Annotated in this window: 29 protein-coding genes and 1 pseudogene; 8 read left to right on the top strand and 22 right to left on the bottom strand. The window is 58.3% G+C overall.

From position 1 onward, the window contains the following. Window positions 1–347: 347 nt before the first annotated feature. The 7 genes from AC1DWM_RS03105 to AC1DWM_RS03135 all read right to left on the bottom strand — a co-directional run bounded on the left by AC1DWM_RS03105 (window position 348) and on the right by AC1DWM_RS03135 (window position 6,793). Complete coding sequence (locus AC1DWM_RS03105) at window positions 348–1,241, bottom strand: polysaccharide deacetylase family protein (RefSeq protein WP_477794601.1); 894 nt, start codon at window positions 1,239–1,241, stop codon at window positions 348–350. Continuing rightward, entirely contained in the window at window positions 1,241–2,113 is an 873-nt protein-coding gene (locus AC1DWM_RS03110) for a GNAT family N-acetyltransferase (RefSeq protein ID WP_317849356.1), read from the bottom strand. The genes AC1DWM_RS03105 and AC1DWM_RS03110 overlap by 1 nt, the downstream gene beginning before the upstream one ends. A gap of 211 nt (window positions 2,114–2,324) precedes the next feature. Then, on the bottom strand, window positions 2,325–2,795 hold the full coding sequence (locus AC1DWM_RS03115; RefSeq protein ID WP_223513406.1) for an SgcJ/EcaC family oxidoreductase: 471 nt from the start codon (window positions 2,793–2,795) through the stop codon (window positions 2,325–2,327). 312 nt (window positions 2,796–3,107) lie between these two features. After that, on the bottom strand, window positions 3,108–3,500 hold the full coding sequence (locus AC1DWM_RS03120; protein ID WP_223513409.1) for a hypothetical protein: 393 nt from the start codon (window positions 3,498–3,500) through the stop codon (window positions 3,108–3,110). Then, window positions 3,497–3,859 carry a P-II family nitrogen regulator gene (locus tag AC1DWM_RS03125; RefSeq protein ID WP_452626734.1) on the bottom strand — a complete coding sequence of 121 codons (363 nt, stop codon included), beginning with the start codon at window positions 3,857–3,859 and terminating at the stop codon, window positions 3,497–3,499. The genes AC1DWM_RS03120 and AC1DWM_RS03125 overlap by 4 nt, the downstream gene beginning before the upstream one ends. After that, window positions 3,856–5,640 carry a DUF1538 domain-containing protein gene (locus tag AC1DWM_RS03130; protein ID WP_223513415.1) on the bottom strand — a complete coding sequence of 595 codons (1,785 nt, stop codon included), beginning with the start codon at window positions 5,638–5,640 and terminating at the stop codon, window positions 3,856–3,858. Before AC1DWM_RS03130 ends, AC1DWM_RS03125 begins: the two co-directional genes overlap by 4 nt. Before the next feature lie 292 nt (window positions 5,641–5,932). Further along, window positions 5,933–6,793, bottom strand: a complete 861-nt coding sequence (locus tag AC1DWM_RS03135) for an NAD(P)H-binding protein (protein WP_477794651.1) — start codon at window positions 6,791–6,793, stop codon at window positions 5,933–5,935. Window positions 6,794–6,971: 178 nt separating this feature from the next. On the opposite strand from AC1DWM_RS03135, the gene AC1DWM_RS03140 reads away from it, so the two are divergent. Next, window positions 6,972–7,658, top strand: coding sequence for a TetR/AcrR family transcriptional regulator (locus AC1DWM_RS03140; protein ID WP_477794602.1), 687 nt, complete (start codon window positions 6,972–6,974; stop codon window positions 7,656–7,658). A gap of 5 nt (window positions 7,659–7,663) precedes the next feature. Here the strand turns inward: AC1DWM_RS03140 and AC1DWM_RS03145 are convergent, their stop codons facing one another. From AC1DWM_RS03145 to AC1DWM_RS03175, 7 genes and pseudogenes are all read right to left on the bottom strand, one after another. Beyond that, complete coding sequence (locus tag AC1DWM_RS03145) at window positions 7,664–7,948, bottom strand: hypothetical protein (RefSeq protein WP_477794603.1); 285 nt, start codon at window positions 7,946–7,948, stop codon at window positions 7,664–7,666. Between the two features lie 385 nt (window positions 7,949–8,333). After that, complete coding sequence (locus AC1DWM_RS03150) at window positions 8,334–8,564, bottom strand: hypothetical protein (RefSeq protein ID WP_007946177.1); 231 nt, start codon at window positions 8,562–8,564, stop codon at window positions 8,334–8,336. Between the two features lie 390 nt (window positions 8,565–8,954). After that, a pseudogene (locus AC1DWM_RS03155) lies at window positions 8,955–9,389 on the bottom strand (DNA topoisomerase IB); the annotation flags it as partial. A gap of 85 nt (window positions 9,390–9,474) precedes the next feature. Next, window positions 9,475–10,554: a molybdenum ABC transporter ATP-binding protein gene (gene modC, locus AC1DWM_RS03160; protein WP_477794604.1), complete on the bottom strand. Its 1,080-nt coding sequence runs from the start codon at window positions 10,552–10,554 to the stop codon at window positions 9,475–9,477. 3 nt (window positions 10,555–10,557) lie between these two features. Continuing rightward, window positions 10,558–11,238: a molybdate ABC transporter permease subunit gene (modB, locus tag AC1DWM_RS03165; RefSeq protein WP_223513432.1), complete on the bottom strand. Its 681-nt coding sequence runs from the start codon at window positions 11,236–11,238 to the stop codon at window positions 10,558–10,560. Further along, complete coding sequence (gene modA / locus AC1DWM_RS03170; RefSeq protein WP_477794605.1) at window positions 11,239–12,006, bottom strand: molybdate ABC transporter substrate-binding protein; 768 nt, start codon at window positions 12,004–12,006, stop codon at window positions 11,239–11,241. Window positions 12,007–12,285: 279 nt separating this feature from the next. Continuing rightward, window positions 12,286–13,350, bottom strand: coding sequence for an NAD(P)H-dependent flavin oxidoreductase (locus tag AC1DWM_RS03175; RefSeq protein WP_477794606.1), 1,065 nt, complete (start codon window positions 13,348–13,350; stop codon window positions 12,286–12,288). Window positions 13,351–13,537: 187 nt separating this feature from the next. Here AC1DWM_RS03175 and acuI point away from each other — a divergent pair, with 187 nt between their 5' ends. Beyond that, window positions 13,538–14,521 (top strand): acrylyl-CoA reductase (NADPH), encoded by a 984-nt coding sequence (gene acuI / locus AC1DWM_RS03180; RefSeq protein WP_477794607.1) that lies wholly within the window; start codon window positions 13,538–13,540, stop codon window positions 14,519–14,521. Here acuI and ada read toward each other — a convergent pair whose 3' ends face one another. The 5 genes from ada to AC1DWM_RS03205 form a co-directional block, all read right to left on the bottom strand. Further along, window positions 14,522–15,586 carry a bifunctional DNA-binding transcriptional regulator/O6-methylguanine-DNA methyltransferase Ada gene (ada, locus tag AC1DWM_RS03185; RefSeq protein WP_223513443.1) on the bottom strand — a complete coding sequence of 355 codons (1,065 nt, stop codon included), beginning with the start codon at window positions 15,584–15,586 and terminating at the stop codon, window positions 14,522–14,524. Between the two features lie 87 nt (window positions 15,587–15,673). Then, complete coding sequence (gene alkB / locus AC1DWM_RS03190; RefSeq protein ID WP_223513445.1) at window positions 15,674–16,339, bottom strand: DNA oxidative demethylase AlkB; 666 nt, start codon at window positions 16,337–16,339, stop codon at window positions 15,674–15,676. A gap of 3 nt (window positions 16,340–16,342) precedes the next feature. Then, on the bottom strand, window positions 16,343–17,011 hold the full coding sequence (locus AC1DWM_RS03195; protein ID WP_223513447.1) for a 2OG-Fe(II) oxygenase: 669 nt from the start codon (window positions 17,009–17,011) through the stop codon (window positions 16,343–16,345). A gap of 128 nt (window positions 17,012–17,139) precedes the next feature. Continuing rightward, window positions 17,140–17,310 carry a hypothetical protein gene (locus tag AC1DWM_RS03200; protein ID WP_223513448.1) on the bottom strand — a complete coding sequence of 57 codons (171 nt, stop codon included), beginning with the start codon at window positions 17,308–17,310 and terminating at the stop codon, window positions 17,140–17,142. A 35-nt stretch (window positions 17,311–17,345) separates the two neighbouring features. Beyond that, a complete protein-coding gene (locus tag AC1DWM_RS03205) occupies window positions 17,346–17,648 on the bottom strand; it encodes a DUF1883 domain-containing protein (protein WP_007946189.1) in 303 nt (100 codons plus the stop codon). A 212-nt stretch (window positions 17,649–17,860) separates the two neighbouring features. On the opposite strand from AC1DWM_RS03205, the gene AC1DWM_RS03210 reads away from it, so the two are divergent. After that, a complete protein-coding gene (locus AC1DWM_RS03210; RefSeq protein ID WP_223513450.1) occupies window positions 17,861–18,217 on the top strand; it encodes a hypothetical protein in 357 nt (118 codons plus the stop codon). A gap of 72 nt (window positions 18,218–18,289) precedes the next feature. Then, complete coding sequence (locus tag AC1DWM_RS03215) at window positions 18,290–18,520, top strand: hypothetical protein (protein WP_223513452.1); 231 nt, start codon at window positions 18,290–18,292, stop codon at window positions 18,518–18,520. A 10-nt stretch (window positions 18,521–18,530) separates the two neighbouring features. On the opposite strand, the gene AC1DWM_RS03220 is transcribed toward AC1DWM_RS03215, so the two are convergent. After that, window positions 18,531–18,812 (bottom strand): hypothetical protein, encoded by a 282-nt coding sequence (locus AC1DWM_RS03220; RefSeq protein WP_223513455.1) that lies wholly within the window; start codon window positions 18,810–18,812, stop codon window positions 18,531–18,533. A gap of 139 nt (window positions 18,813–18,951) precedes the next feature. Next, window positions 18,952–19,140 (bottom strand): SH3 domain-containing protein, encoded by a 189-nt coding sequence (locus tag AC1DWM_RS03225; RefSeq protein ID WP_223513458.1) that lies wholly within the window; start codon window positions 19,138–19,140, stop codon window positions 18,952–18,954. A gap of 282 nt (window positions 19,141–19,422) precedes the next feature. Between AC1DWM_RS03225 and galU the strand changes: the two genes are divergently transcribed. Both galU and gorA read left to right on the top strand, forming a co-directional pair. Next, a complete protein-coding gene (gene galU / locus AC1DWM_RS03230) occupies window positions 19,423–20,262 on the top strand; it encodes a UTP--glucose-1-phosphate uridylyltransferase GalU (protein WP_008155104.1) in 840 nt (279 codons plus the stop codon). A gap of 132 nt (window positions 20,263–20,394) precedes the next feature. Beyond that, window positions 20,395–21,753, top strand: coding sequence for a glutathione-disulfide reductase (gorA, locus tag AC1DWM_RS03235; RefSeq protein WP_477794608.1), 1,359 nt, complete (start codon window positions 20,395–20,397; stop codon window positions 21,751–21,753). Here the strand turns inward: gorA and AC1DWM_RS03240 are convergent. Continuing rightward, window positions 21,750–22,760: a DNA-binding protein gene (locus AC1DWM_RS03240; protein WP_477794609.1), complete on the bottom strand. Its 1,011-nt coding sequence runs from the start codon at window positions 22,758–22,760 to the stop codon at window positions 21,750–21,752. The genes gorA and AC1DWM_RS03240 overlap by 4 nt on opposite strands. A gap of 178 nt (window positions 22,761–22,938) precedes the next feature. Between AC1DWM_RS03240 and AC1DWM_RS03245 the strand changes: the two genes are divergently transcribed. After that, on the top strand, window positions 22,939–23,877 hold the full coding sequence (locus AC1DWM_RS03245) for a site-specific integrase (protein WP_223513468.1): 939 nt from the start codon (window positions 22,939–22,941) through the stop codon (window positions 23,875–23,877). A gap of 150 nt (window positions 23,878–24,027) precedes the next feature. Beyond that, a complete protein-coding gene (gene ahpC / locus AC1DWM_RS03250; RefSeq protein ID WP_223513471.1) occupies window positions 24,028–24,591 on the top strand; it encodes an alkyl hydroperoxide reductase subunit C in 564 nt (187 codons plus the stop codon). Window positions 24,592–24,663 lie beyond the last annotated feature (72 nt).

The raw sequence follows: 24,663 nt of genomic DNA on the forward strand, positions 1-24,663 counted from the left end.
TGGCGCACCGACGACCGGATGATGGCGGGTGCCGAGGGGGTGAGTGGTGAAAGAGTGTCTTGGGCTGCGGCGACTGTTGTCATTGTTGTCTCCAATCCGTGCTTGTACGGCGGTGCGCAATTTGGGCATCCGGTATAGGTAACTGCTCCTGCTGATGGGCAGGGGTGCGGTTCTATAGTAGGTATCCCGGGTGCGATGCTATGGGCGTAGCAGGACAGTTTCTTCGCAAGTTGGGACGTAGAGCCGGGTCGATGATTAGAAGGCGAAGCCGGTGGGTTTCGGCCCGTCGTCGAAGTTGTTTTCCGAGGGCGGCTATTTAGCTGTCTAGCCACTTCATCGAGGCGTCCCTAAGCGGGGAATTCGGCTATCCAGTGCCTGGCAATCTCTTCTCGCCGGCAGATCCACGCCGAGCCGTGGCCTTGCACGTAATCGAGAAAGCGAGCCAACGCCATCGCGCGTGCTGGATGGCCGCTGATCCGGCCATGCAGGCCGACGCTCATCATCTTCGGATGTTGCGCGCCCTCCTGCCATAGCAAGTCGAAAGCATCCTTGAGCAGCTGGAAGAAGTCCTCGCCGGAGGAGAAACCGTTCGGCAGCAGATAGCGGGCGTCGTTGTTGACCAGTGTGTACGGGATCACCAGGTGTTTGGGCGAACCTGGAAGCCAATAGGGCAGGTCATCGTTGTAGGCGTCTGAGCTGTAGAGGAGCCCGCCGTCCTCGCGCAACAGGCGGCAGGTGTTCGGACTGACCCGCCCCGTGTACCAACCTGTGGGGCGCTTGCCGCAGATCCGCTCGATCGCGTCGAGGGTAAGGCGGATATGGAGCCGCTCTTCGTCTTCAGGGATGTCGCGATAGTCCAGCCAACGGTAACCATGCCCGGCAACTTCATGCCCGGCAGCGCGGAGCGCGTGGCCGATCTGCGGGTTGAGTTCCAGTGCCCGGCCGACGGCGAAGGCGGTCAGGGGCAGGCCACGGGCGCTGAACAGTTCCAGGATGCGCCACACGCCTGCGCGCGATCCGTATTCATACATTCCCTCGACACTCAAGTCCCGTTTTCCCGTGCGAGGTGGGCGGCCAGGCAGTTCGTGGAGCCAGGCTTCTGACTGGGCATCGCCATTGAGGATGCACGACTCCGCGCCCTCCTCGATGTTGAGCACGAACTGAACCGCGACGCGAGCGTCACCGGGCCATCGCGGGTGGGGTGGACAACCGCCGTAACCGACGAGATCGCGCGCGGACATCAGCCCAGCTCGAAGGTCGTGACGCCGAAGACACGTTCGTGCGCGAGAGCCGGAGGAGGGCCGAGATACATGCGCGCGCAACCGAAGACCTCGTTCATCCCATGTTGGTGCACGAGCGCCATCGCGGCGCGGTTGTTCTCCGGGGTGTCGAGAAACAGCGGGCCACCCGCGGCGAAGCTTGCCAAGTGCGAGTAGAGGGCATTGGCCGCCAAGGCGTCATCGCTGAACAGGGGACCGATCTTGCAGCCTTCCTTGCAGCGCCGCACGACGCCGAATCCGCTCAGCCTTCCTTGGCGCCGGCAACCCAGGGCGAGCGCATCGGGTTGGGCTATCCACCCTCTCAGGAAGGTCGGGCGCGAGGCTGGGAAGCAGGTGCGGTCATAATCGAGAACCTGATCGAACGCAAAGGTAGCCAGTGGGACGATGTCTTCGCCGTCAACAAGCGACGTTGCCGGACGTTCAAGGATTTCGGCACGAAAACGCATATTGCGATGGGAGAAGACGAAGCCACCCTTGGCGTAGTAGTCCTGCATGGCGAAGACACCGTCCATGCCGATGCTCGCACCCGGGCGCAAACGAGCGAGGAGGCGCTCGCGGCGGGCGTGCCAGAGGGTATTGCCGAGACCCTGTCCGCGATATTCGGGCCGAACGATGAAGAAACCCATGAAGCCGAATTCGCCGTTGTAGGAGGTGATGGCACCGCCTCCAATCAACTCGCCATCAAGGTCCGCCGCGATGAAAGCCTCAGGGTCCGTAGCCCAGAACAGCTCGGCATCGTGAAGGCCGGGATTCCAACCCTCGCGTGCAGCCCAGCCGACGAGCTGGTCCAGCTCGGAGCGGGTCATGTTGCGTATCACAAGCTGATTCGACACCGCGATGTTCTCCGCAGTCGATAGTCGAGCGCGCGGTCCATCCCCCGGAGCCGGGGACATCAGAGAGCGTGCATGCTGCGCACTTCGTTGCTATCCGGAACCGCCTTTGCCCATGGGGTTCGAAGAGAGATGCACATCCAGCCTGGCCTGTTGAGCAAGAGCCGGGCGCTGTCTGAGTGATGTCCGCCGATGTCCGATAGTGATCGCCGCCTCAATTCTTCTCTGGCATTGCAGAGGAGTGATGACTAGTAATCAACCACTGCTTTCCGTCCCACTTGTAGGTGTATGTGTAGCGAGCTTTGACTTGAGCACCCGTAGTTTGAAAGGTGAACGTATAGAGTCCAACGTCAACCGCAGAGTTGCAATCAATCTCTATTGTCCTTGAGTCGATCTTGCCTACGGGCTTGTTTTCCAGGAAGTGATGGAAGTAGTCCTCCTTTTCGGTCGGGGTTAGTCTCGGTTTGTTCGACACGGTAGGAAGAAGGACCGAGTGTTCGGCATAGTTGGCGACAACTTGGTGTGGGTCACCGGTTTGCAGCGAGCGATTCCATCGGTCAAACAAGGCCGAGATTTCTTGCTCATTGGTTGCCTTGCAAGTTTCCGTGTGCGTTCCCGATGGGGCTGAGGCACAACCTGCAAGAACGACAGCAAGGGCAGTTGACAGGACAGTTATTTTTCTCATCGGCGATACTCCTGGCGGCGGTCGAAAGCGGTGATGGAATGACATTCCTTGTCATTTTGCAAATCATTGATTTGCCTGAGTGTGGTCACTGCGAGTGCGACATTGTGCGAGGAGAAGCACGCCAATAATGGCAAACCCGAGTTTCTCGATGAGTATAGGAGGAAAATCAAACTACGCTGCTGACATGCCAGCAGACTGTCCACTGTTGGCCGATCTGGAAATATCCTCTGCTTCTTGGCGTCACTTTTGGAATGGGAGTGATGCAATCGGATTGGCTAAATCTTTCAGCGGGCGTTTTGTAATTTAGTGTTTTCAAAATCCCTCTACCTTCGCGCCGGGGTCTTGCGTTACGCCCGCAGGCATCGCCAGTGGCGTCGCGAAATTCAATTTGACCATGTACACCAAACCTCTGCCCGGCTCGGTCAGTTCGGCGTGTGCACAGATGAAGTCGAACACCGCTTCGGCCTGGGCTTCGTCCACCACCACGTTGACCACCCGGGTGAGAACCGCCTCTGGCACTTCGTTGCGGGGTGCTTTGGCGGCCTGCAGTACGGCCACACCGCGGCAGCTAACGCTGTCCGCGCGCGTAATGCCATGCGCCTCTCGCAACAGCAGCAGCAGCCTGCGCTCCGTGCCATCGTCGGGCAACACACAGGTAATGAGTTTTGCAGCGCCGCCCGGTATACCCGCAACCGCCACGCTCACGAGGCTCTCCCTTGTTCCAGCATTTCGCGGGGGATGTAGGTGGCCACTTTTTCCACCGGTGTCGCATAGATCATGCCGGCACCGGGAACATCCAGGTTGGCCGCGTGATAGATGGCCTCGAGTACCGCGTCCTGGTAGTCGGCAGCTACCAGCAGGCTGACCACTTCTTTCTCTGCATCAATGGCGATGCTGAGCAGGCCGAGCCGCTCTCGGGGGCCAAGCCCGTTGGCGTGGTAGACAATGGCGCCTGGCGCGCCCATGCCCTGGGCCGCACGGATCACCAGGTCTGCGCGCCCGACGGGGACAATGCAGGTGATCAGTGCAACGTCAGTAAGGTAGGTAATTCCTTCAGCTTTCATCCCGCTTCTCCCGTACCCATTAATTGATTCGCAGGCTGTTCCGTGGCGGCCTTTGTCTGTCTCCACAATTGGAAACGCGCCCACTGTCCGAGGAGCATGACGCTGATGACCGGGCCGACGGATGCCATACAAAGAATTCCGAAACCCTCGACTGCGTTGGTGGCATTACCCAGTCCCAGCCCCATGGCCAGAACGAGCGGAACGGTTATTGGCCCCGTGGTGACACCCGCGCTATCCCAGGCGACATTGACAAACTCTTCGGTCGAAAAAATCGTGAGTACCACCGCGAACAGGTAGGGCGGCACCACCAGCCAGACCAGTGGCAGGCCGAACACCAACTTGGCCACACCCACGGCAATACCGCAGGCGACACCTATCGATACTGCACGTATAAGGCTGCGCTTGCGGATAAAACCGTTGGTAAGAGTCTCTGCGGTGACGCCGAGCGCATTCAGCGCGGGTTCGGCGACGGTCGCCCCGTACCCGAGCACCCAGGCGAAAGCCAAGGCCAGTACCAACCCCACCTCATACATGTAGAGCGGGGAGTTGTCCGCGCCGGGAGTTTGCATGAAGGCCGCCGGAATCAGCGAACCCGCACTCCCTCCCAGCTTGGACAGACCGTAGGTCAGACCGAGATTGAACACGCACATGCCCACCACGGTCAGGGCGATACCGAGGAAGATCTCGCCGCGTCGCGGCAGGCTTTGGCGCAGCAGCAGTTTCAGTACTATCAACAGGAATATCACCAAAGGCACGATGGCCCGTAGCCCCGAAACAATCTCCAGTCCGGGGCTGACCGTGTGCCAGTCTGCAGTCAGTTGTCCGGCGTTGGTAGCGGCCTGCGCCGCGGCGACGATTTCTGCCGGCGAGGAGATAGCCGCCACGTACAGGCCCAGCAGCATTACTCCGATGACGGGAAACAGCGAGGCCAGGGTGACAATACCGAACCCGGACAGCCCGGAACCGCCCTTGCCTGCAGCAGCGGCGATGCCGATGCCCAACGCCAGCACCAGCGGTACAGTGACCGGCCCGGTGGTGACCGCRCCAGCATCCCAGGCCAGGCCGATAATCTTTGCAAGCTCAGGGTCACTGCTCATATACACCGTCAGCAGCAGAACGGGCGCCAGCGATAAATAGATCAACGGCTTCAGGCTCCAGCCATAGAGGAAGCGGAGCGTGCCGGTTACAGCGGCCAGACCGACGCTGGCCCCCACAACCAGAACCAGTTCGCTGGTCCACTGGTTGAGTATCGCCCAGAGGTAGGGCGCGTGCTGCGCAGAAACGTTTTGCCCAGCGGCGCGTAGCGCGCCAATAGCGGGTTCAGCGAAAGTCACCCCGATGCCCAGCAGAAGGGTAACCAGCAACACCAACGGCAGGGATAACTTGCGCGGAAGGTTGCTGCCGATTATTTCGCCGAATGGCATCAGGCCGAGTTTCAGCCCTTCCATGAACAGCATCAGTCCGACGATTACGGCGAACAGGCCTCCCGTGACAAGCAGCGAGTCCTCAACCAACTGGCGCAGGATGATGATCTGAAACAACACCAGGTACAGGGCCAGCGGCACCACGGCGCGAAGCTGCTCCATCAGCCGGACATTGAGATAGGGCTTGAGGATGGCGGCGATCTCGCCTCCACGCAATTTCGCAGCTTTGTGGGGCGCGGCCTGCCAGCGGCCATCGGCATCGCGAACCGGTGCGGATACCAGCTCGCGCATAGGTATTTCGCGGCGACCGGCTCCGATCATATGCAAGTAGTCGGCGTAACGAATGGGGTCTTTCATAGGGTCATCAGTTGAGGTTGATCTACCGGTGTACGACCAACAGGCGGTCTCGTATTGTCGCGATTCTGGCTAAAAAACTATCTTTTTCTGCCGCGTACAATTTTGCCTGCCTTCGGCAGTCAAGGTATTGACCTCAGTCATGATGTTGATTAATTCGGGTGAGGAATTTGGCCTGTATCACATAAGCGTCAGGATCATCGCCAGCTTGACGACCTGAAGTAACGGTCGTTGATGCGGGGAAAAGCCCGTTTCAGTTTCGGCTGAAACGGGTTTTTTTGTCTTCCGTAAGCTGTCAAAAGTATGATTCGGTACCAGTAGGAGATCCTTCGTTCGCCCAAACACCCGCTTCTAAAGTGCGCTGAACATAGTCGCTAAAGTCTCGTGCAGGTCGACCAAGTGCGCGCTGGACGCCATCGCTCAGTGGCGTGTTACGACCATCGAGCACCGTTGTGAAGAGGTACAACACTAGAGCGATCAAATCGGCTGGAAGTTGTTCCTGTTCCAATGCCTCTCTGTAGGCATCCGGCGGCACAGCGACGAAGCGGATATCGCGGCCGGTCCCTTTAGCGATCTCATCGACCGCATCAGCAAACGTCAGAGCCCGAGGCCCCGTCAATTCATAAAGCTGGCCTGAGTGTCCAGGTTGGGTCAGCGCCTGAACTGCAACCTCGGCAATGTCCTCCACATCGACAAAGGGCTCCGCGACGTTGCCAACGGGGAGCGCCAGTTCACCCTGAAGAATGGGCTGCAGAAAATGCGCCTCACTGAAGTTCTGGAAGAACCAGCTGGAACGAAGGATGGTCCAGTCGATGCCGCTGTTCTGAATAACGAGTTCGGCGTGTTCTGCTTCGGCCTCTCCGCGTCCGGATAGCAGCACCAGTTTGCCGACGCCGCTTTGAACGGCCAGGTCGGTAAACGCCTGAATCGTTTCGACGGCGCCCGGAACGGCGAGGTCCGGTTGGTAGGAAATGTAAACAGCGTGAACGCCATCAAGCGCTGCATCCCAGGTGGACCGATTCTCCCAGTCGAAGGGTGGATTTGCCTGGCGCGAACCGAGGCGCACGGGCAGTTCCGAAGCTGTAAGACGTTGAGTGATCCTGCGCCCTGTTTTACCGGTCGCGCCGAGAATGAGGAAGGTGCCTTGCGTGTTCATCGCGTTCATCTCCATCGGGTTAATGTGAGTGACACTCACGTTAAAAAGATGATAAACGCTCATGTTATGCCGTCAACTGGCGTGACGAAGAAAACCGACGTACGGCTTTGCCCCCTTGGGTGTGTGAATGGGCGGTGCTAATGTGAGTGCATGTCATGTAATTGATCGGGGAAATGCAGTGCCGAAGAAAGCCACCACCGGGCGCGAACAGCCCTTTTCAGAGCCGACCCGACGCAACCCCACGCAACAACGCAGCCGCGAGCGACAAGAGCGAATACTTGCCGTGGCAACGCAGCTAATTGCGACCAAGGGCAGCGATTCGCTAAAGATGAGTGAAATTGCCGAACGCTCGGAGATTTCGATCGGATCGCTGTATCAGTATTTTCCAGACAAGAGTGCAGTAATCCGTACGCTGGCGGAGCGCTTCAACGCCGAGAGTCGCCGATGCATAGAGGCGGCACTGGCAGCTGTTGAGGACGCACAAGGATTGAGCGAGGCCTATTCGGATTTGCTGGAGCAGTATTACGACATCGCTCAGGCAGAGCCGGCGATGCGTGATATCTGGTCGGGGATGCAGGCCGACAAGCAACTGCTGGCATTGGAGCTGGAGGAGAGTCGCGTGGCGGGCAGGTTGCTGGCCGATGCGATGCTTCGGGTGTTTCCAGGCAGTGATGCCCAGCAAGTTGCTGACGCAGCTTTTCTGATCTGGCAGTTGGGTGAGGCAACTATGCGCCTGGCCATATCTTGTGCACCCGAAGAGGGGCGGCGGTTGTTTGAAGCGTTCAAGCGCATGTCGCTCGCTGAAATCATGAAGCACGCGAACATGAATACTGGGCCGAGCAGGGCCGACCCAGTTGTTGAATGAGCCTTCTAAACAAAAGGCTGGCCGGTAAAACCACGAGGCAGTCTTTGCAGCCCGGCCATGGCGACAAGCCGCTCGGTCCAGGCTGAGCGCCAGTCATTGGCGGTGTGAGTGGCTTTGGCCTTGCGTGCGGCACGGCGTGCCGCATTGCGCTGGACCTTGCGCGCTTCCTTGTACGCATCGGTGTTTCGGCAACTTCTGCATTTCACACGGTTCAGTTCTTGGGTGGACGTGAGGTTGCTGCCTTTGTGGCCGCAGGCCAAGTGCCCGCTGACTTTGAAGTGGGTGACCATGGAACGCCTCCTTCGTGACGTGTGATTGTTTGACCCCCCGCAAACGCGAGCGTTCGTTGGCTTCCTGGCGAGCAAACCTTTTTCAGGGCCGCCGGAAACTCGCAAAACGCCACATACCTGTAGGTCGGCGGAGGCCGATAGGTTTTCAGAGGCAAAAAAAAGGCCTGCATGCGGGCAGACCAAGGTAATTCTTCAAAGGAGTAGCTCACTGTAGGACTTGAGTTGTAAATGTGACGTGAAAGAAGTGTCGAAAAAAAGCCCGGCGACAGGCCGGGTTGAGGGTGCAACAGCAGACCTACAGACATGCGCAGACTCGGTGACGATGAGGTCACCGCTCATGGGGCCTGAAACAGGCCCTGTGCTTGCGTCGCGTGTCCGGACCGAATCATCTGAACCGTGGGAGGGGCGGGTCGACAGGTTTTAAAGACGACAGCGTGTTTCGAATCAGCGGTGTGTCTTTTTCGATGTCGTTCAGCCGATCACGAATTCTGAGGGCTGTCGGGTGCCCCCCCTGATGATCGACCCAGTCGGCAATTTCCTTGCACGCGGCGGCAAGTCGCGCCTGCCGGGAGTCGAGCAGGGTGAGGAGGGTGGTGATGGACTCTTTTTCGGACATGGCAAACACCTCCGTAGAAGAAACCTGGCAAGTGGCAACAAAAAGCCCGCGAGGGGCGAGCTTTCTGCTGTTGGGGTTGCTGTTCCTTCAGTAGTTTTCAGTATAGACCCGTGGCAGTCAGGTGACTGTTCATCAACCTGGGCGGGCCATCACTTGCGACGTTGAATTCAGCCGTTGGCCCCCGATGAACCCCTGCGTGCGAGTATCGGCAATGTGATACCAGACAGCGGCGTCAGGTGGTGGGTAGCCGGTTTCTCCCGCTCGGCGGCCATGAATGGTGATCTTGTTGCATCGCTTCGCAACGAAAATGTCTTCCATGGCGTCACCGCAGCTGATTCATGTTCAGATCAACTATAGAAGTTCTTTGTGATCGTGCAAAAAATAGACAGGTCAGTTCGTCGCTTCAGCACTGGCGAGCATTCGGTCAAGGAACACGGTCAGCCCGACTTCCTCTGATTTGAGCCCTTTACGCAATCTTGGTCGAGGCAGCTCTGCCAGGGCGCCGAGCATAAAAGCTTCCAGCACCGCCGGGTGGATGTAGCATTTTCGGCACACCGCCGGCGTGTCGCCCAATTGTCTGGCGACGTTCTTCACCATCTCTACTACCTGTCGCTTTGCATCGGACTCGGGCTCCCGCTGCAATTCGCGCAGCACGGACAACGCCAGAACACTGCCCGCCCAGGTGCGGTAATCCTTTGCCGTGAAATCGGCGCCGGTGAGGGTTTGCAGGTAGACATTGACGTCAGCGGAACTGACGGTATGTCGTTCGCCGTTTTCATCCAGATACTGGAATAGATTTTGTCCGGGGATTTCCTGGGAGCGCTTGCGGACATGGCAAATCATCCTCGGCGACAAATCAGGGGCCAGTACAGCCATTGACCGCACTCGTTTGTCGTTGGTGCCGGCGGATTTAAGCCAGGACCGCCACCGCTTTGATTTGTGCCCAGAGTTGCTGGCCGGGATGCAGGCCCAACTGGTCTCGGGAGTAGCGGGTGATACGTGACAGCAAGGGTGTGCCGGCGGCGTTCAGGCGGATCAGCACATGGGCGGCGTTGTCGGCACCGATTTCACTGATTACCGTCACCGGCAAGCGATTAAGGATGCTGCTTTGCTCGACGCTTCGCAGGCTCAGGCTGACATCGCGCGCGTGTACCTTGCAGCGCAGCGCCTGCCCCAAGGGCATGGGCGCGTGGGCGACGCGAATGCCCAGATCGGTATCGGGTAACTGCAAAGTCAGCAACTGATAGTGGGCGTCATAGGCGCTGACATGCCCTTCGATCACCACTCCGGCGTCGTCGCCCAGCGCCATTGGCAGGTCCAGGCGAGCGAGGGTTTCGCCGATGGGGCCGCTGGCCAGTGCCTTGCCTTCGCTCAGCAAGACGATATGGTCGGCCAGCCGCGCGACCTCATCCTGCGAGTGGCTGACGTACAGCACCGGGATGTCCAGCTCATCGTGCAGGCGTTGCAGGTAAGGCAGGATTTCGTTCTTGCGCTGACTGTCCAGCGCCGCCAGCGGTTCGTCCATCAACAAAAGTTTCGGGCTGGTGAGCAGCGCGCGGGCGATGCCGACCCGTTGCCGTTCGCCGCCGGAAAGATGCTGCGGGTGACGCTCCAACAGGTGCCCGATCCCCAGCAGTTCCGTGGCATGGTCCATGTCGACTCGGCGCTGCTGTTTCGGGATGCGCTTGAGGCCAAACTCCAGATTCGCCAACACCGACAGATGGGGAAACAAACTGGCTTCCTGAAAAACATAACCGAGCGCGCGTTTATGCGGCGGCACGAAAATATTGTTGTCGCTGTCCTGCCAGACCTCATCGTTGATCCGGATAAAACCCTGTTGCGCCCGTTCCAGCCCCGCGATGCAGCGCAGGCAGGTGGTCTTGCCCGAGCCCGAGTGTCCGTAAAGCGCCGTCACGCCACGACCAGGCAATTGCAGGTCCACGTCCAGGGCGAACCCCGAATAGCTCAGTTTCAGACGCATATCGATCATCGATCAGCTCCAGCCTGCTTTGGTTTTACGGCCGGAATAGAGCACCAGCAACACTGCAAAGGAGAACACCAGCATCGCCCCGGCCAGCCAATGGGCCTGGGCGTACTCCATGGCTTCGACGTGATCGTAGATCTGTACTGAAACCACGCGAGTCTTGTCCGGGATGTTGCCACCGATCATCAATACCACGCCGAACTCGCCGACGGTGTGGGCGAAGCCGAGAATCGCAGCGGTGATAAAACCGGGTCGGGCGAGGGGCAGGATTACGCTGAAGAAGGTGTCCCATGGATTCGCGCGCAAGGTCGCGGCGACCTCTAATGGACGAGTGCCAATGGCGGAAAAGGCATTTTGCAGCGGTTGAACCACGAATGGCATCGAATACAGCACCGAGCCAACGACCAGCCCCGCAAAACTGAATGTCAGGGTGCCAAACCCCAGCGATTGGGTGAACTGACCGACAAAGCCGTGAGGCCCCAGCGCCAGCAACAGATAAAAGCCAATCACCGTGGGCGGCAGGACCAAGGGCAGGGCGACTATCGCCCCGACCGGACCGCGCAACCAGGAACGGGTGCGCGATAGCCATAACGCAATCGGAGTGCCGATGACCAGCAGGATGGCAGTCGTCAGGGACGCCAGTTTGAGGGTCAGCCAGATGGCGGAGAAGTCGGCACTCGTCAGCGTCATTTAGAGTTGGTAACCGTAGGATTTGATGACAGCGGCGGCTTTCGGACCTTTAAGGTAGTCAACCAGTGCCTTGGCGGCCGGGTTGTCCTTGCCTTTGTTGAGGATCACCGCATCTTGTTTGATCGGGTCGTGCATGTCGGCTGGAACGATCCACGCCGAACCGCCGGTGACTTTGCCGTCTTTGTAGATCTGCGACAAGGCGACAAAGCCAAGTTCGGCGTTGCCGGTGGAGACGAATTGATAGGCCTGGGTGATGTTCTGGCCCTCAACGATTTTGTCCTTGACCTTGTCGGTCAGCCCCAGCTTGGCCAGTACCTGAGTCGCGGCCAGGCCGTAAGGTGCGGCCTTGGGATTGGCGATGGACAGATGCTGATATTGATTGTCGCTCAGCACTTTGCCCTTGGCATCGACGTAACCGTCCTTGGCCGACCACAAGGCCAGGGTGCCAATGGCGTAGGTGAAGCGCGAACCCTTGACCGCGTCGCCTTCGGCTTCAAGTTTTTGCGGCATGGTGTCGTCTGCCGAGAGGAACACTTCGAACGGCGCGCCATTCTTGATCTGGGTGTAGAACTGGCCGGTTGCACCATAAGCCGCGACCAGTTTGTGCCCGGTGTCTTTTTCGAAATCGGCAGCGATGGCCTGGATGGGCGCAGTGAAGTTGGCCGCGACAGCGACCTGGACTTCGTCCGCATGGGCGGCTCCGAAAGCGAAGACTGCGATCAGGCTGGTGAGGCACGCAGGGGCAAAACGTGAGGCACGAATGGTCATGAAACGGCTCCGTGGTAGGCGAGTGCTGCAAGGGGTAAATCGCTATATAGATGAATATATAGCGAAAAGCCTGTAAACGGAATGTGTTGGTTTCTGAGTGGGGAATCGGTATTAGCCGCGCTCAACCTTGTAGCAGCTGGCGAAGCCTGCGTCCGGTTGCGAAGCAGCCGTAAGATCAGGCAACTCGGTTGTATCAGATACACCGTGGAGGCAGGGTTTACGACGGCTGCGCCGCCGGACGCAGCCTCGCGGGCTCGGCAGCTGTTACAGGGGATCGCTTTATCGACCGAGCAGCTTGGCCAGTCCTGCATCCGCCAAGTGTCGGGTCAATTCTGCAGCCGTCATTTCAACGCCTAACCTGAATGCCTGCCCAGCCCACAGATTACTGAAGTCCGCTTCGTCCTTGGCTCGCAACGGCATCAGCGCACCACCGGCGAGTGGGAAGGTCGGCGCTTTATCGCTGATCGGCCCGAGTTCGCGCATCACCCGATTGAGAATGCCGCGTGCCGGGCGACCTGTGAAAATGTTGGTGACGGCGGTCTCGCTTTCTTTGGCGGTGCGCAACGCTTTGTAGTGCGACCGGCTGACCTTGGCTTCTGGCGTGAACAAGTAAGCCGTGCCCACCTGCACCGCCGAAGCGCCCAACACAAAGGCTGCCGCAACACCCCGCGCATCACTGATTCCACCGGCTGCAATCACCGGCACTTTCACGGCATCGACAACTTGAGGCACCAAAGCAAAGGTCCCGACCTGGCTGCTCAGATCGTCACTGAGAAACATCCCGCGATGACCACCGGCCTCGTAACCCATGGCGATGATTGCGTCACAGCCCTGCTGTTCCAGCCAGACGGCTTCTTCGACCGTGGTGGCCGAGGACAGAATTTTCGCGCCGGTGGCTTTTACCCGATCCAGCAGGGATTTTTCCGGCAAACCGAAGTGAAAACTGACCACTCCAGGGCGAAACTCTTCGACGACCTCACAGGCCGCGGCATCGAATGGTGCTCGATTTGAAACCGGTGTCGGCGCATCGAAATCGACGCCCAGTTCCCGGTAGTAAGGTTCCAGCAAGTTCTTCCAGTCCCGGGCACGTTGCTCATCCGGAGCCGGAGGTTGATGGCAGAAATAGTTGATGTTGAACGGGCGCTGGCTGTGTTGGCGAATCGTCTTCAGCTCTTCGCGCAGTTGCTCGATGCTCAGCATCGCCGCCGGCATCGAGCCCAGACCGCCAGCGTTACTTACCGCGACGACCATGGCCGATCCATTGGCGCCGGCCATGGGGGCCTGGATGATCGGCAGTTCGATACTGAGCAGGTCGAGAATGCGGGTGTCTGGCCATTGGCTCATTTGAATGATGCTCCGACGTCAAAACAGGACAGGGACGGTAGAACCGGTTTTTTACCAGTTATCGCGGGTGAAGGACCAGTCGACTTTTGGCTGGTCAGCGGTTTGGCTTAAAGTCTGGTACGGCGAAATGTTTCTTTGTGGTATTTCAAGGGTTCCACATCCTGATTGATTCCATTGAGAGGCAACGATGTTCAACGGTATTTTGATCGACAAAGACGACAGCGGTTACCGGGTCACACTGCAAGAGATCAATGACGATCAACTGCCCGAGGGTGATGTGACGGTGCGCGTGGCGTACAGCACCCTGAACTTCAAGGATGGATTGGCAATCACCGGCAGCAGCCCGGTGGTGCGAAAATTCCCGATGGTGCCGGGGATTGATCTGGCCGGCACTGTCGAAGTCAGTGAGCACCCGGACTACAAGGTCGGTGATCAAGTCGTACTCAATGGCTGGGGCGTGGGCGAGGGCCATTGGGGTGGATTGGCGCAGAAGGCGCGCCTGAACGGTGACTGGCTGATCCCACTGCCAAAGGAATTTACCAGCGCTCAGGCCATGGCGATTGGCACTGCGGGCTATACGGCAATGCTGTGCATCCTGGCGTTGGAGCATAACGGCGTGACGCCGGAGCAAGGCGAAGTGCTGGTGACCGGTGCCAATGGCGGGGTAGGCAGTTTCGCCATCGCGCTGCTGAGCAAGCTGGGTTATCGCGTCGTGGCATCCACCGGGCGAACGTCCGAACACGAGTACCTGAAACGCCTGGGCGCCAGTGAAATCATTGACCGCGCCATGTTGTCCGAACCCGGCAAACCGTTGGCGAAGGAGCGTTGGGCGGCGGTCATTGACTCGGTCGGCAGCCACACCTTGGCCAATGCCTGCGCCAGCACCAAGGCTAACGGCACGGTCGCGGCGTGTGGACTGGCGCAAGGCATGGACTTTCCGGCCTCGGTCGCACCATTCATTTTGCGCGGCGTGACATTGGCCGGGATCAACAGCGTGACCCAGCCCAAGGCCAGACGCGTACTGGCCTGGAATCGGCTGGCCAAGGACCTGGACTTCGCGTTGTTGTCACTGATCAGTCATGAAATCGGTTTGAGCGAAGCCATCGATGCCGCGCCGCGCTTGCTCGCCGGGCAATTGCGCGGGCGGGTGGTGGTCGATGTGAATCGCTGATCAGCGCGTCTCGCGTTCCAGCAAAACGCGTTTGCGCTCAACCCCCCAGCGGTAGCCCGACAGGTTGCCGTCGCTCCGTACCACGCGGTGGCAAGGGATCGCCACTGCCAGACTGTTCGCGCCGCACGCCTGGGCCACGGCGCGAACGGCTTTTGGCGAGCCGATGCGTAGGGCGATCTCGGCATAACTGGCGGTGCTACCGGCGGGAATCTCGCGCAAGGCTTGCCAGACGCGCTCCTGAAACGCCGTGCCGCGCACGTCCAGCGGCAAGTCCAGGCCAAGGGCCGGAGCTTCGATAAATCCTACAACCTGAGCGATCAGTTGCTCGAATTCATGATCGGCACCGATCAGATGGGCGCGGCGAAACTTATCCTGTAGATCGCAGACCAGTTGGTGTGGATCATCCCCCAGCAGAATCGCGCAAACCCCGCGTTCACTTTGCGCCACCAGAATGGCTCCCAGGGAACACTGTCCGACGGCAAAACGGATGTCGGTATTTTGTCCTGCGGCGCGGTAGTCACCTGGCTTCATGCCCAACAGATGATCCGCTGCTTCATAGAAACGACTGTTGGAATTGAAGCCGGCGTCATATAGGGCATCGGTGACCGTGCCGCCGTCCGCCAGACGTTCACGAACCTTGCGCGAACGATGGGCCGTGGCGTAACCCTTGGGTGTCAGCCCCGTAACGGCTTTGAACACTCGATGGAAGTGGAAACTGCTGAGGCCTGCTGCGTCCGCCAGTTCATTGAGCGCCGGCAGATTTTCGGCGGATTCGATGTGCCGGCAGGCCGCGGCAACAGTGGCCGCGTGTTGGGCGGCGACGTCACTTTGATCTTTTACGGCGCGTTTGCTTGGACGATAACCCGCCGCCTGGGCTTGTTCCGGCGTGTCGAAAAACTCGACATTTTGCGGTTTCGGCAAGCGCGCCAGACTGCTGGGGCGGCAGTAGATGCCGGTGGTTTTTACCGCATAGACAAACTGCCCGTCTGCGGCCGGATCGCGCGCGACGACCGCGGCCCAGCGAGGATCGATCTCGGTTGCTGTTTTAGTCGAATGCGTTGTCATGTCTGTATGTCCATTGACCCGTTTCATGCAGATTAATCAGGCAGAAGGGGCGTCGCACTCCGGGTCTTGCGGTCAAATTCGAGTGCTTCATCCGGCCGTGCGAAAAGTGAAGTTGATCCTTTGTTCGCCCAGTCTCGGATGATGACCATCCTTGATCGGTAGTACGCCGTGATAGCGCAAACGGTCCACGCCACCCCAGACCACGATGTCGCCATGCAGCAACGGAACGCGCTGGCTTTTATCGCTTCGTTCAAAACCGCCAAACAGGAAGGTCGCCGGCAATCCCAGCGACACCGAAACGATCGGGGCTGCGTAGGAGCCTTCGTCTTTGTCCTGGTGCAATGACATCCTGGCCCCAGGGACATAGCGATTGATCAAGCAGGAATCGGGCACAAAATCCGCGAATCCTGCTTCACGCGCCGCTGCTTGTGCCAGTTCGAAAAATACCTCGGGCATCTCGGGCCAGGGTTGCCCGGTCAGTGGGTCATTGCGCGTGTATTTGTAGCCGCTTCGATCAGTGGTCCAGCCCAAGGCGCCGCAACTGCTTAACGCAACCGACATGGTAAAGCCGCCGGGCGTGACCATTTGTCGAAACGGTGCGGCCGCTAAAACCGCGTCCAGTGCGGTCAGTAACGGATTCAGCCGGGGCAGGGCGAAGCCGCGCAAGATGCAGGCTTGTTCGCCGATCTGCTCGCGCCTGGGCGGCTGCTCGGGTTCTACGTTGGCAAACATATCCAGAGTGGTGGGGCTCATGGGTCATAACGCATCGTGAAAGATGATTCCAAGGGTATGCCGTTTTCCGCTATGCACGCGACTCACGCCGTGGCGCATGTTCACTCGGTAATAGCCGCGAACACCTTTGACCGGCCGCTGGCTGACGGCAAAGATCAAGGCATCGCCTTTCTTCAGGTCAATGACCTGAGGGCGTGACTGCATTCGGGGGCGCTGTTCGGTCAGGACGAATTCGCCGCCGGTAAAATCTTCGTTGGGTGCTGACAGAAGAATCGCCACTTGCAACGGGAAGACGTGTTCGCCGTACAGATCCTGATGCAGGCAGTTGTAGTCCTGCGGGCCATATTGCAGCAACAAGGGCGTCGGACGTTCCTGACCGGCGGCATGGCAGCGTTGCAGAAATGCTTCGTGCGTGTCAGGAAAGCGAGTCGGCAGGTCCATCCATTCGTACCAGCGATTGGCAATTGGCACCAGTCCGGGGTAGAGCTCGCTACGCAAGCGGGCGACGGGATCCGGCAGGGGGTACTTGAAGTACTTGTACTCGCCACGACCAAAACCGTGACGAGCCATGATCACCTGTGAACGAAAGAGCTCAGGCTGCCCGTAAAGGGCGCTGATTTCGTCGCAGACCTCGGCACTCAGGAGTGATCGGATAATGGCGCAGCCATCCTGATCGAGTTGTTGCTCCAGCATGATCTGACGCCTTCACCAAAGGTTGAGGTGGTCAGTCTAGGCCGTGGTGACAGGGTGAACACCCCGGTGCTTGCGGTCAAACTTCAGAAGCAGGAGCAGACATTCATGCTGTCGCTCCGGGGGGGCTGTTACAGCGCTTTGCTGACGCTGATCTCGCTGATGACGTCGTCGCTCTGGCTATGAATGACCTCAAGCGCAGCCTTGGCTTCATCTGCGGTGCCGTTTTCAAGCTGGGCAAACTCGAAGCGGCGTTCACCGTTGAGTTTGTATTTGATGACGTACTTGGTCGTTTGGGCCACGGTGATACCTGCTTTACTTCATGTGCGGACGTTAATCAGCTCAGTTTTGTGCTGGAGCGACGGATGATCTTGATCGAGTGCGTCAGGGTCGGTTTGCGGGTCACGCTGATCGGCCGGCGGTTGACCGTGTCGATGGTGATGTTCCAGAAGCCGGTGCTCGGCGCGGTAATCCGGGCCGGGAAGGTGTCGAATGCGCCGCCGTGGTAAGTGTGACGACCGCCATTCTTGAAGCTTCGGAAGTTGGCGTCGTTCATCAAGCGGATGTTGCACGTTTGGGAGCACTGGATGACGACGATGTCGTCTTCATTGAGGTGCTCGCGCTGGTGGATAAATTTCATGAGGCGCCTCCAGAAGGGCTTATTCTACAAAATCAAAACGATAGCTTGGGCGATGGGCGCAGTTTATCAGCCCGTACAGGTTATTATCGGGTCGTCGCGCTCCGTTTTGACAATTAAAACCGGTTTTTCGGCATTCCATGAGCGATAAAAGTGGTCCGCCTCGGAGAAAATCAGCCTTTGTGCTGTCCGAGGGTCTTTATCGGAGGTTTTGTATGAAGTGGGGTGTGTTAGTCCTGCCGTTGGCGTTGGTCGTGAGTGGCTGCGCGAATGTTTCGGAGATCGATGAGACGCTGCCGACCATGAACGTGATCTCAGGCAAGAAGCCCCATGAGTACGCGCAGTGCCTGGTTGAGCATCTGGCCGAGAGTCGTGGCGCCTTGCAGTTGGAACCGCAAAAAGACGGGATGCGTGTGATCGTTCCGGCGAAGTTCTCGTCGGCGCCGGCAGCCGTCTTTGACATTGAAAATCGCTCCGGTGGCAGCAGCATCAAGCTGCATGAGCGGATGTCCAATGTACCGGTGCGTCCCAAGGATGTGCAGAAAGCCGCCAATACCTGTATTTCCGGCTGATAGACTAGCGACAATTTACATCGATGCCGTCAAGGCTACGCTTTGACGGCATTGTCATTTCTGGAGTCAGGCATGAAGCGAGAGCAGGTTCGGGAGCGTCATGCAGAGGGCCACATCTCTGCCACCCATGTGATTCAAAATCCGGCGAACCCGGGGGAATGGATCGTGTTTTTCAAGAAAAGCGCCGGGCGCAGTTATTTTCTGGTGGACGATAACGATGAAGTCGAGTCCTTCAGTCGTCTCGACGACTTGATCGAGGCCGTGCGGGGCCTCGGGATCAAATTCGCTGAAATTCATATGTAACGTCGATACCTTACTTGCAGACCACGACAACGCTGCGGTTCTTGAAATTGCCTACATCGACACCCAGGGTCTTGTCACTTTCTTTGGTTGATGGCGTGCCGTCGGTCCCGACAATTCGGTAGCCGGTGCCAGCGCAAGAGGTATCGGCTTTTTCGTAGCACGTGGCCCAGGAGTTGGCTTCGCCGGAGCAGTCGATGGTCAGCCCCTGCTCACCATTTTTCAGATAAGTCGTTTCCGAGGTGGCGCAGCCGCTCAGGGCCAATACTGCAATCAGAGGCAAAAATTTAGTCATGTCGTTGTCGTCGTCAGGATGATGGGGCTAAGCCTGTGACAGCGCTGGCTTCAAAAGGTTATAGCGAAGGGCCACTTCCTCTCGTTTAATCACAAAAAAGCCCTGCGCGAAGCAGGGCTTGGTCAAAAACCGGTTCAGATCAAGTCTTGTCTTTACTGCGGCGTTTGACGGGCGGGTGTTCCAGCTCCAACACGGATGCCACCTCAATCGCCAGCTTTTCGGTAGGGAATGGCCCGGTGATAGTCTCGGTGCCGCCGAAGTTCTCTATCCACCATTGGCCGTCTTTCTGTTTGATCAGGAACCCGTTGACGCTTTTTGCTTCCGACATCTATCTGCCTCGTTGGCTGGTTCAATTGCGCAATGATAGCGCCAAATGCACTCAGAAAGTGCCGATGGGCGTATGGTGGTGCGATTGCCTGTCTGGTGGAACTGCCAGTGTGGGTTCGAAGTTATCTGCTATCTATTAGAAGCTGCCGCACGATCTGCGGAACTATCCGCGGGAATATTTCTCTATGTTGGCATCGGTTAGCCAGTGCGGGGCATTGTAAGGTGCGCGCCGCCTGATTAGACTGCGCCGAAACTCGTACACACAGCCCTTTCAAGGACTTTTATGATCAAGAAATGCTTGTTCCCAGCAGCCGGTTACGGTACTCGCTTCCTGCCAGCGACTAAAGCCATGCCCAAAGAAATGCTGCCGGTGGTAAACAAGCCACTGATCCAGTACGGCGTCGAAGAAGCACTGGACGCTGGTCTGACCGAAATCTCCATCGTCACCGGTCGTGGCAAGCGCGCCCTCGAAGACCACTTCGACATCAGCTATGAGCTGGAAAACCAGATCAAGGGCACCGACAAGGAAAAATACCTGGTCGGCATCCGCAAGCTGCTGGACGAGTGCTCGTTCTCCTACACCCGTCAGACCGAAATGAAAGGCCTTGGCCACGCGATCCTGACTGGTCGCCCGTTGATCGGTGACGAGCCGTTTGCCGTGGTGCTGGCGGACGACTTGTGCGTCAACCTCGAAGGCGACGGCGTACTGACCCAGATGGTCAAGCTGTACGAACAGTACCGCTGCACCATCGTCGCGATTCAGGAAGTGGATCCGCAGGAAACCAACAAGTACGGCGTGATCGCCGGCGAGTTGATCGCTGATGACCTGTACCGTGTACGCAACATGGTTGAGAAGCCGGCCCCGGAAGACGCTCCGTCGAACCTGGCGATTATCGGTCGTTACATCCTGACTCCTGACATCTTCGAGCTGATCAAGCAAACCGAGCCAGGCAAAGGTGGCGAGATCCAGATTACCGATGCGCTGATGAAGCAGGCGAAAAACGGTTGCGTGATTGCCTACAAGTTCAAGGGCAAGCGTTTTGACTGCGGTGGCGCTGAAGGCTACATCGAGGCGACCAACTTCTGCTTCGAGAACTTCTACAAGACTGGCAAGGCTTACTGATAACGCCTGACCCACTTGTAATGAAAAGCCACCTTCGCAGGTGGCTTTTTCATTTCTGGCCCCCATATCGTTTGCAGTACTTGCCCGGCGGACGTCTGCGGGTATGCTTGTGGACTGCCGAGGAGATTGAAAATGGCCTTTGATTTTGATTTGTATGTGATTGGCGCCGGCTCCGGTGGTGTGCGCGCTGCGCGCTTTGCCGCCGGTTTTGGCGCGAAAGTGGCCGTGGCCGAGAGCCGCTACCTGGGCGGCACTTGTGTGAACGTCGGCTGCGTGCCGAAAAAATTGTTGGTTTACGGCGCGCACTTCGCCGAGGACTTCGAGCAGTCGTCCGGTTTCGGCTGGACACTGGGCGAGGCACAGTTTGACTGGGCCACGCTGATCGCCAACAAGGACCGCGAGATCAATCGCCTGAATGGCATTTACCGCAACTTGCTGGTCAATAGCGGCGTGACCTTGCATGAAGGTCACGCCAAAATCGTTGACCCGAACACGGTCGAGATCAATGGCGAGCGCCACACCGCTAAAAATATTCTGATTGCGACCGGTGGCTGGCCGCAGATCCCGGAAATTCCGGGGCATGAGCATGCAATCAGTTCCAACCAGGCCTTCTTCCTCAAGGAGTTACCGAAGCGTGTTCTGGTAGTGGGCGGCGGTTATATCGCCGTTGAGTTCGCGGGCATCTTCCACGGGCTGGGCGCCCAGACCACGTTGCTGTATCGCGGTGAGCTGTTCCTGCGCGGTTTCGATGGGGCGGTGCGCAAGCATTTGCAGGAAGAGCTGACCAAGCGCGGCATGGACCTGCAGTTCAATAGCGACATCGAACGTATCGACAAGCAACCTGATGGCAGCCTGAAAGTGACGCTCAAGGATGGCCGCGAGCTGGAGGCGGATTGTGTGTTCTACGCGACCGGTCGGCGTCCGATGCTCGATAATCTCGGCCTGGAAAACACCGGCGTCAAACTCGACAAGAAAGGCTTTATCGAGGTCGACGAGCAGTTTCAGACGGCCGAGCCCTCGATCCTGGCGCTCGGCGATGTGATCGGTCGAGTTCAGCTGACGCCGGTCGCCTTGGCCGAAGGCATGGCCGTGGCGCGACGCTTGTTCAGGCCTGAGCAATATCGCCCGGTGGATTACAAGATGATCCCGACCGCCGTGTTCAGCCTGCCGAACATCGGCACCGTTGGCTTGAGCGAGGAAGACGCCCGCGAAGCCGGCCACGAGGTGGTGATCTACGAAAGCCGTTTCCGCCCGATGAAGCTGACCCTGACTGAATGCCAGGAGCGCACGCTGATGAAGCTGGTGGTAGATGCCAAGACCGACAAGGTTCTTGGCTGTCACATGGTCGGGCCGGATGCCGGCGAGATCGTGCAGGGGCTGGCCATTGCCTTGAAGGCTGGGGCGACCAAGCGCGACTTCGACGAAACCATTGGTGTGCACCCGACGGCCGCCGAAGAGTTCGTCACCATGCGCTCGCCCGTCGCAGGTTAATCGTCCTTGGCTGCGTCTGGCGTTGTCGCAACGACGGCCGCCAGGCGCACGCTTTCATCCAGGCTCGCCTGAGTCTTGAGCAGTTCGATTTCCAGCACTTTGTTTATCTGCGACTGCTCGTCGACACGCTGCTTCAGCGACTGACTTTCCAACAGTGCGACGCGCAAGCGTTCCTGGAGGAGGGTGCGCTCGCTGTCGATGCGATGGACCTGTTCCAGCAATTGGTCCTGTCGGCTATTGGTTTGCTTGAGTTGATCCTGCAACAGGCTCAGCTCTCTCTGGGCGCCCCGGTTTTCGGTGAACAAACGCTCATTGTCGCGGTGCAGTTGAGTGATCTCGTCCTGGCGAACCATTGCGCTTTGTTGCGCCTGACGCAACTCCATTTGAATCTGCTGCACCTGGCTTTCGTGGCGGCTTTGTTCCTGCTCGCGCTGCTCCTTGACGGCATTGCGGTAGTGCTCCAAGGCCTCGCGCGCATGCAGGTGCTTTTCTTCCAGAGAGCGGATCTGCTCGTCCTTGTCCTGCAGGCGTAATTCGAAGCCGGCCAACGCCTGACTCAGCCCGGCGTTGCGGGTCTGCTCGGTCTGCAACATCGAGCGGGTTTCTTGAAGTGACTCTGATTCCTGTGTCAGCGCCAGGCTTTGCATCTCGTACTGCTGATGCAATTCGGTGTTGGTTTTCTGTGCGTCTGTCAGTTGGCTTTCCAGCGCTTTGCGCAGCTGATCGAACTGCTCACGAGCCTGGTCGATGGGTTCCTGGGCCTTCTCCTTAAGGCGTTGAGCCAGGTGTGAAACCAGTCCCGCCAGCTCGTCATCGATAGGTTCTGGCGCGGGCTCGGCGCGTTCTCTGCCGTCGTCCAGCTCCTTCAGATAGCGATGGATCGTGGTTTTCGAACCCGTGTTGCCCATTTCGATCCGTACTGCATCGATGCTTGGATTTTCGCCGCGGGCGAGGATCGCCAACCGTGCCGCTTGCACCACTGCTTTATTTACGCCGCCACGAGCCATGAGTTCTCCTACGATTACGTACTGTGGTACATGCCACTAAGGTGCGCAGTGTACCATCGAAAAGATAAAGATAAATGATGTCAGTTTGTCATGCGGGATATACTAGTATTACCCCGTGTGATGAGCTACACGGCGCGATTGCACCCGCCAACGCGGTACGTTTTAGAGAGTTGAGCCGATGACTGAGCTGGATCGTTACCTACAGGCCGCCACGCGCGACAACACCCGCCGCAGCTACCGGGCGGCCATTGAGCATTTCGAAGTCAGTTGGGGCGGGTTTCTGCCTGCGACTGCCGACAGCGTCGCGCGCTATCTGGTGGCATATGCGGGGGAGTTATCGATCAACACGCTGAAGTTGCGCTTGTCGGCGCTGGCGCAGTGGCACAACAGCCAAGGGTTTCCCGATCCAACCAAGGCGCCGGTGGTACGCAAGGTCTTCAAAGGCATTCGCGCGTTGCACCCGGCCCAGGAGAAACAGGCTGAACCTTTGCAGCTCCAGCATCTGGAGCAGGTGGTTGCCTGGCTGGAACAGGAAGCGACAGTGGCCAAGGCGCAGCAGGATCAACCCGCACTCCTGCGGGCTCGGCGCGACATGGCGCTGATCCTCTTGGGATTCTGGCGCGGGTTTCGTAGTGATGAGTTGTGCCGTGTTCAAATCGAACACGTTCAGGCGATCGCCAGTTCCGGTATCACGCTCTATTTGCCGCGAACCAAGAGTGACCGCGAGAATCTTGGCAAGACCTACCAGACCCCGGCCTTGCAGCGCCTTTGCCCGGTGAATGCCTACATTCAGTGGATCACCGAAGCTGCACTGGTTCGCGGGCCGGTTTTTCGAGGCATCGACCGCTGGGGCCACTTGAGCGAGGAGGGCTTGCACGCCAACAGCGTCATCCCGCTACTGCGCCAGGCGCTGGAGCGTGCCGGCATTCCCGCCGAGCACTACACCAGTCACTCCTTGCGACGCGGGTTTGCCAGTTGGGCTCATCAAAGCGGTTGGGACTTGAAGTCGTTGATGAGTTACGTGGGCTGGAAGGATATGAAGTCCGCCATGCGCTATGTTGAAGCCAGCCCGTTTCTCGGCATGGCCCGACTCGCCGAAAAGCCGTTGGCGCTGTAGATCACGTTTTCTTCTATTAATACCGTCGGTTAATAGCGAAAACAAATCAGCAGCATGAGGTTTGCCAATGAGTCTTTCAGGGATCGAGTCGGTAGGATTCACCCCATCAACTTGTTAACCAAACTTTTCAACCCTGACGGAGAGTCACCGATGCCTATCATCAACAGCCAAGTTAAACCGTTCAAAGCTACCGCTTACAAAAATGGCGACTTCGTACACGTGTCGGACGCTGATCTGAAAGGCAAGTGGTCTGTCGTTTTCTTCTACCCGGCTGACTTCACCTTCGTTTGCCCGACTGAACTGGAAGACCTGGCTGACAACTACGACGCGTTCCAGAAACTGGGCGTCGAGATCTACAGCGTTTCCACCGATACCCACTTTGCCCACGCTGCCTGGCACAACACTTCGCCAGCCATTGGCAAAATCCAGTACACCATGATCGGCGACCCGACTCACGCTATCTCCCGCAACTTCGACGTGCTGATCGAAGAAGCAGGTCTGGCTGACCGTGGCACCTTCGTGATCAACCCTGAAGGCCAGATCAAAATCGTTGAACTGAACGATGGCGGCGTTGGTCGTGACGCTTCCGAACTGCTGCGCAAAATCAAGGCTGCCCAGTACGTCGCTGCTCACCCAGGCCAGGTTTGCCCAGCCAAGTGGAAAGAAGGCGAGGCCACTCTGGCTCCGTCCCTGGACCTGGTCGGCAAGATCTAAGTCTGTGGATCGCATCATCAGGACGGGTTTCCGCACCTAAGTAAGCTGCAACCGCCCTCAAAAACGCCCGGG

The organism is Pseudomonas sp. P4_C8, from assembly GCF_056401975.1.

What these genes read in the sequence shown, in the direction of transcription:
- AC1DWM_RS03105 (WP_477794601.1), bottom strand. Translation starts at nt 1,241, where the DNA reads ATGTCCGCGCGCGATCTCGTCGGTTACGGCGGTTGTCCACCCCACCCG.
- AC1DWM_RS03115 (WP_223513406.1), bottom strand. Translation starts at nt 2,795, where the DNA reads ATGAGAAAAATAACTGTCCTGTCAACTGCCCTTGCTGTCGTTCTTGCA.
- AC1DWM_RS03125 (WP_452626734.1), bottom strand. Translation starts at nt 3,859, where the DNA reads ATGAAAGCTGAAGGAATTACCTACCTTACTGACGTTGCACTGATCACC.
- AC1DWM_RS03135 (WP_477794651.1), bottom strand. Translation starts at nt 6,793, where the DNA reads ATGAACACGCAAGGCACCTTCCTCATTCTCGGCGCGACCGGTAAAACA.
- AC1DWM_RS03145 (WP_477794603.1), bottom strand. Translation starts at nt 7,948, where the DNA reads ATGGTCACCCACTTCAAAGTCAGCGGGCACTTGGCCTGCGGCCACAAA.
- AC1DWM_RS03150 (WP_007946177.1), bottom strand. Translation starts at nt 8,564, where the DNA reads ATGTCCGAAAAAGAGTCCATCACCACCCTCCTCACCCTGCTCGACTCC.
- modC (WP_477794604.1), bottom strand. Translation starts at nt 10,554, where the DNA reads ATGATCGATATGCGTCTGAAACTGAGCTATTCGGGGTTCGCCCTGGAC.
- modB (WP_223513432.1), bottom strand. Translation starts at nt 11,238, where the DNA reads ATGACGCTGACGAGTGCCGACTTCTCCGCCATCTGGCTGACCCTCAAA.
- modA (WP_477794605.1), bottom strand. Translation starts at nt 12,006, where the DNA reads ATGACCATTCGTGCCTCACGTTTTGCCCCTGCGTGCCTCACCAGCCTG.
- AC1DWM_RS03175 (WP_477794606.1), bottom strand. Translation starts at nt 13,350, where the DNA reads ATGAGCCAATGGCCAGACACCCGCATTCTCGACCTGCTCAGTATCGAA.
- acuI (WP_477794607.1), top strand. Translation starts at nt 13,538, where the DNA reads ATGTTCAACGGTATTTTGATCGACAAAGACGACAGCGGTTACCGGGTC.
- ada (WP_223513443.1), bottom strand. Translation starts at nt 15,586, where the DNA reads ATGACAACGCATTCGACTAAAACAGCAACCGAGATCGATCCTCGCTGG.
- alkB (WP_223513445.1), bottom strand. Translation starts at nt 16,339, where the DNA reads ATGAGCCCCACCACTCTGGATATGTTTGCCAACGTAGAACCCGAGCAG.
- AC1DWM_RS03195 (WP_223513447.1), bottom strand. Translation starts at nt 17,011, where the DNA reads ATGCTGGAGCAACAACTCGATCAGGATGGCTGCGCCATTATCCGATCA.
- AC1DWM_RS03205 (WP_007946189.1), bottom strand. Translation starts at nt 17,648, where the DNA reads ATGAAATTTATCCACCAGCGCGAGCACCTCAATGAAGACGACATCGTC.
- AC1DWM_RS03210 (WP_223513450.1), top strand. Translation starts at nt 17,861, where the DNA reads ATGAAGTGGGGTGTGTTAGTCCTGCCGTTGGCGTTGGTCGTGAGTGGC.
- AC1DWM_RS03215 (WP_223513452.1), top strand. Translation starts at nt 18,290, where the DNA reads ATGAAGCGAGAGCAGGTTCGGGAGCGTCATGCAGAGGGCCACATCTCT.
- AC1DWM_RS03220 (WP_223513455.1), bottom strand. Translation starts at nt 18,812, where the DNA reads ATGACTAAATTTTTGCCTCTGATTGCAGTATTGGCCCTGAGCGGCTGC.
- AC1DWM_RS03225 (WP_223513458.1), bottom strand. Translation starts at nt 19,140, where the DNA reads ATGTCGGAAGCAAAAAGCGTCAACGGGTTCCTGATCAAACAGAAAGAC.
- galU (WP_008155104.1), top strand. Translation starts at nt 19,423, where the DNA reads ATGATCAAGAAATGCTTGTTCCCAGCAGCCGGTTACGGTACTCGCTTC.
- gorA (WP_477794608.1), top strand. Translation starts at nt 20,395, where the DNA reads ATGGCCTTTGATTTTGATTTGTATGTGATTGGCGCCGGCTCCGGTGGT.
- AC1DWM_RS03240 (WP_477794609.1), bottom strand. Translation starts at nt 22,760, where the DNA reads ATGGCTCGTGGCGGCGTAAATAAAGCAGTGGTGCAAGCGGCACGGTTG.
- AC1DWM_RS03245 (WP_223513468.1), top strand. Translation starts at nt 22,939, where the DNA reads ATGACTGAGCTGGATCGTTACCTACAGGCCGCCACGCGCGACAACACC.
- ahpC (WP_223513471.1), top strand. Translation starts at nt 24,028, where the DNA reads ATGCCTATCATCAACAGCCAAGTTAAACCGTTCAAAGCTACCGCTTAC.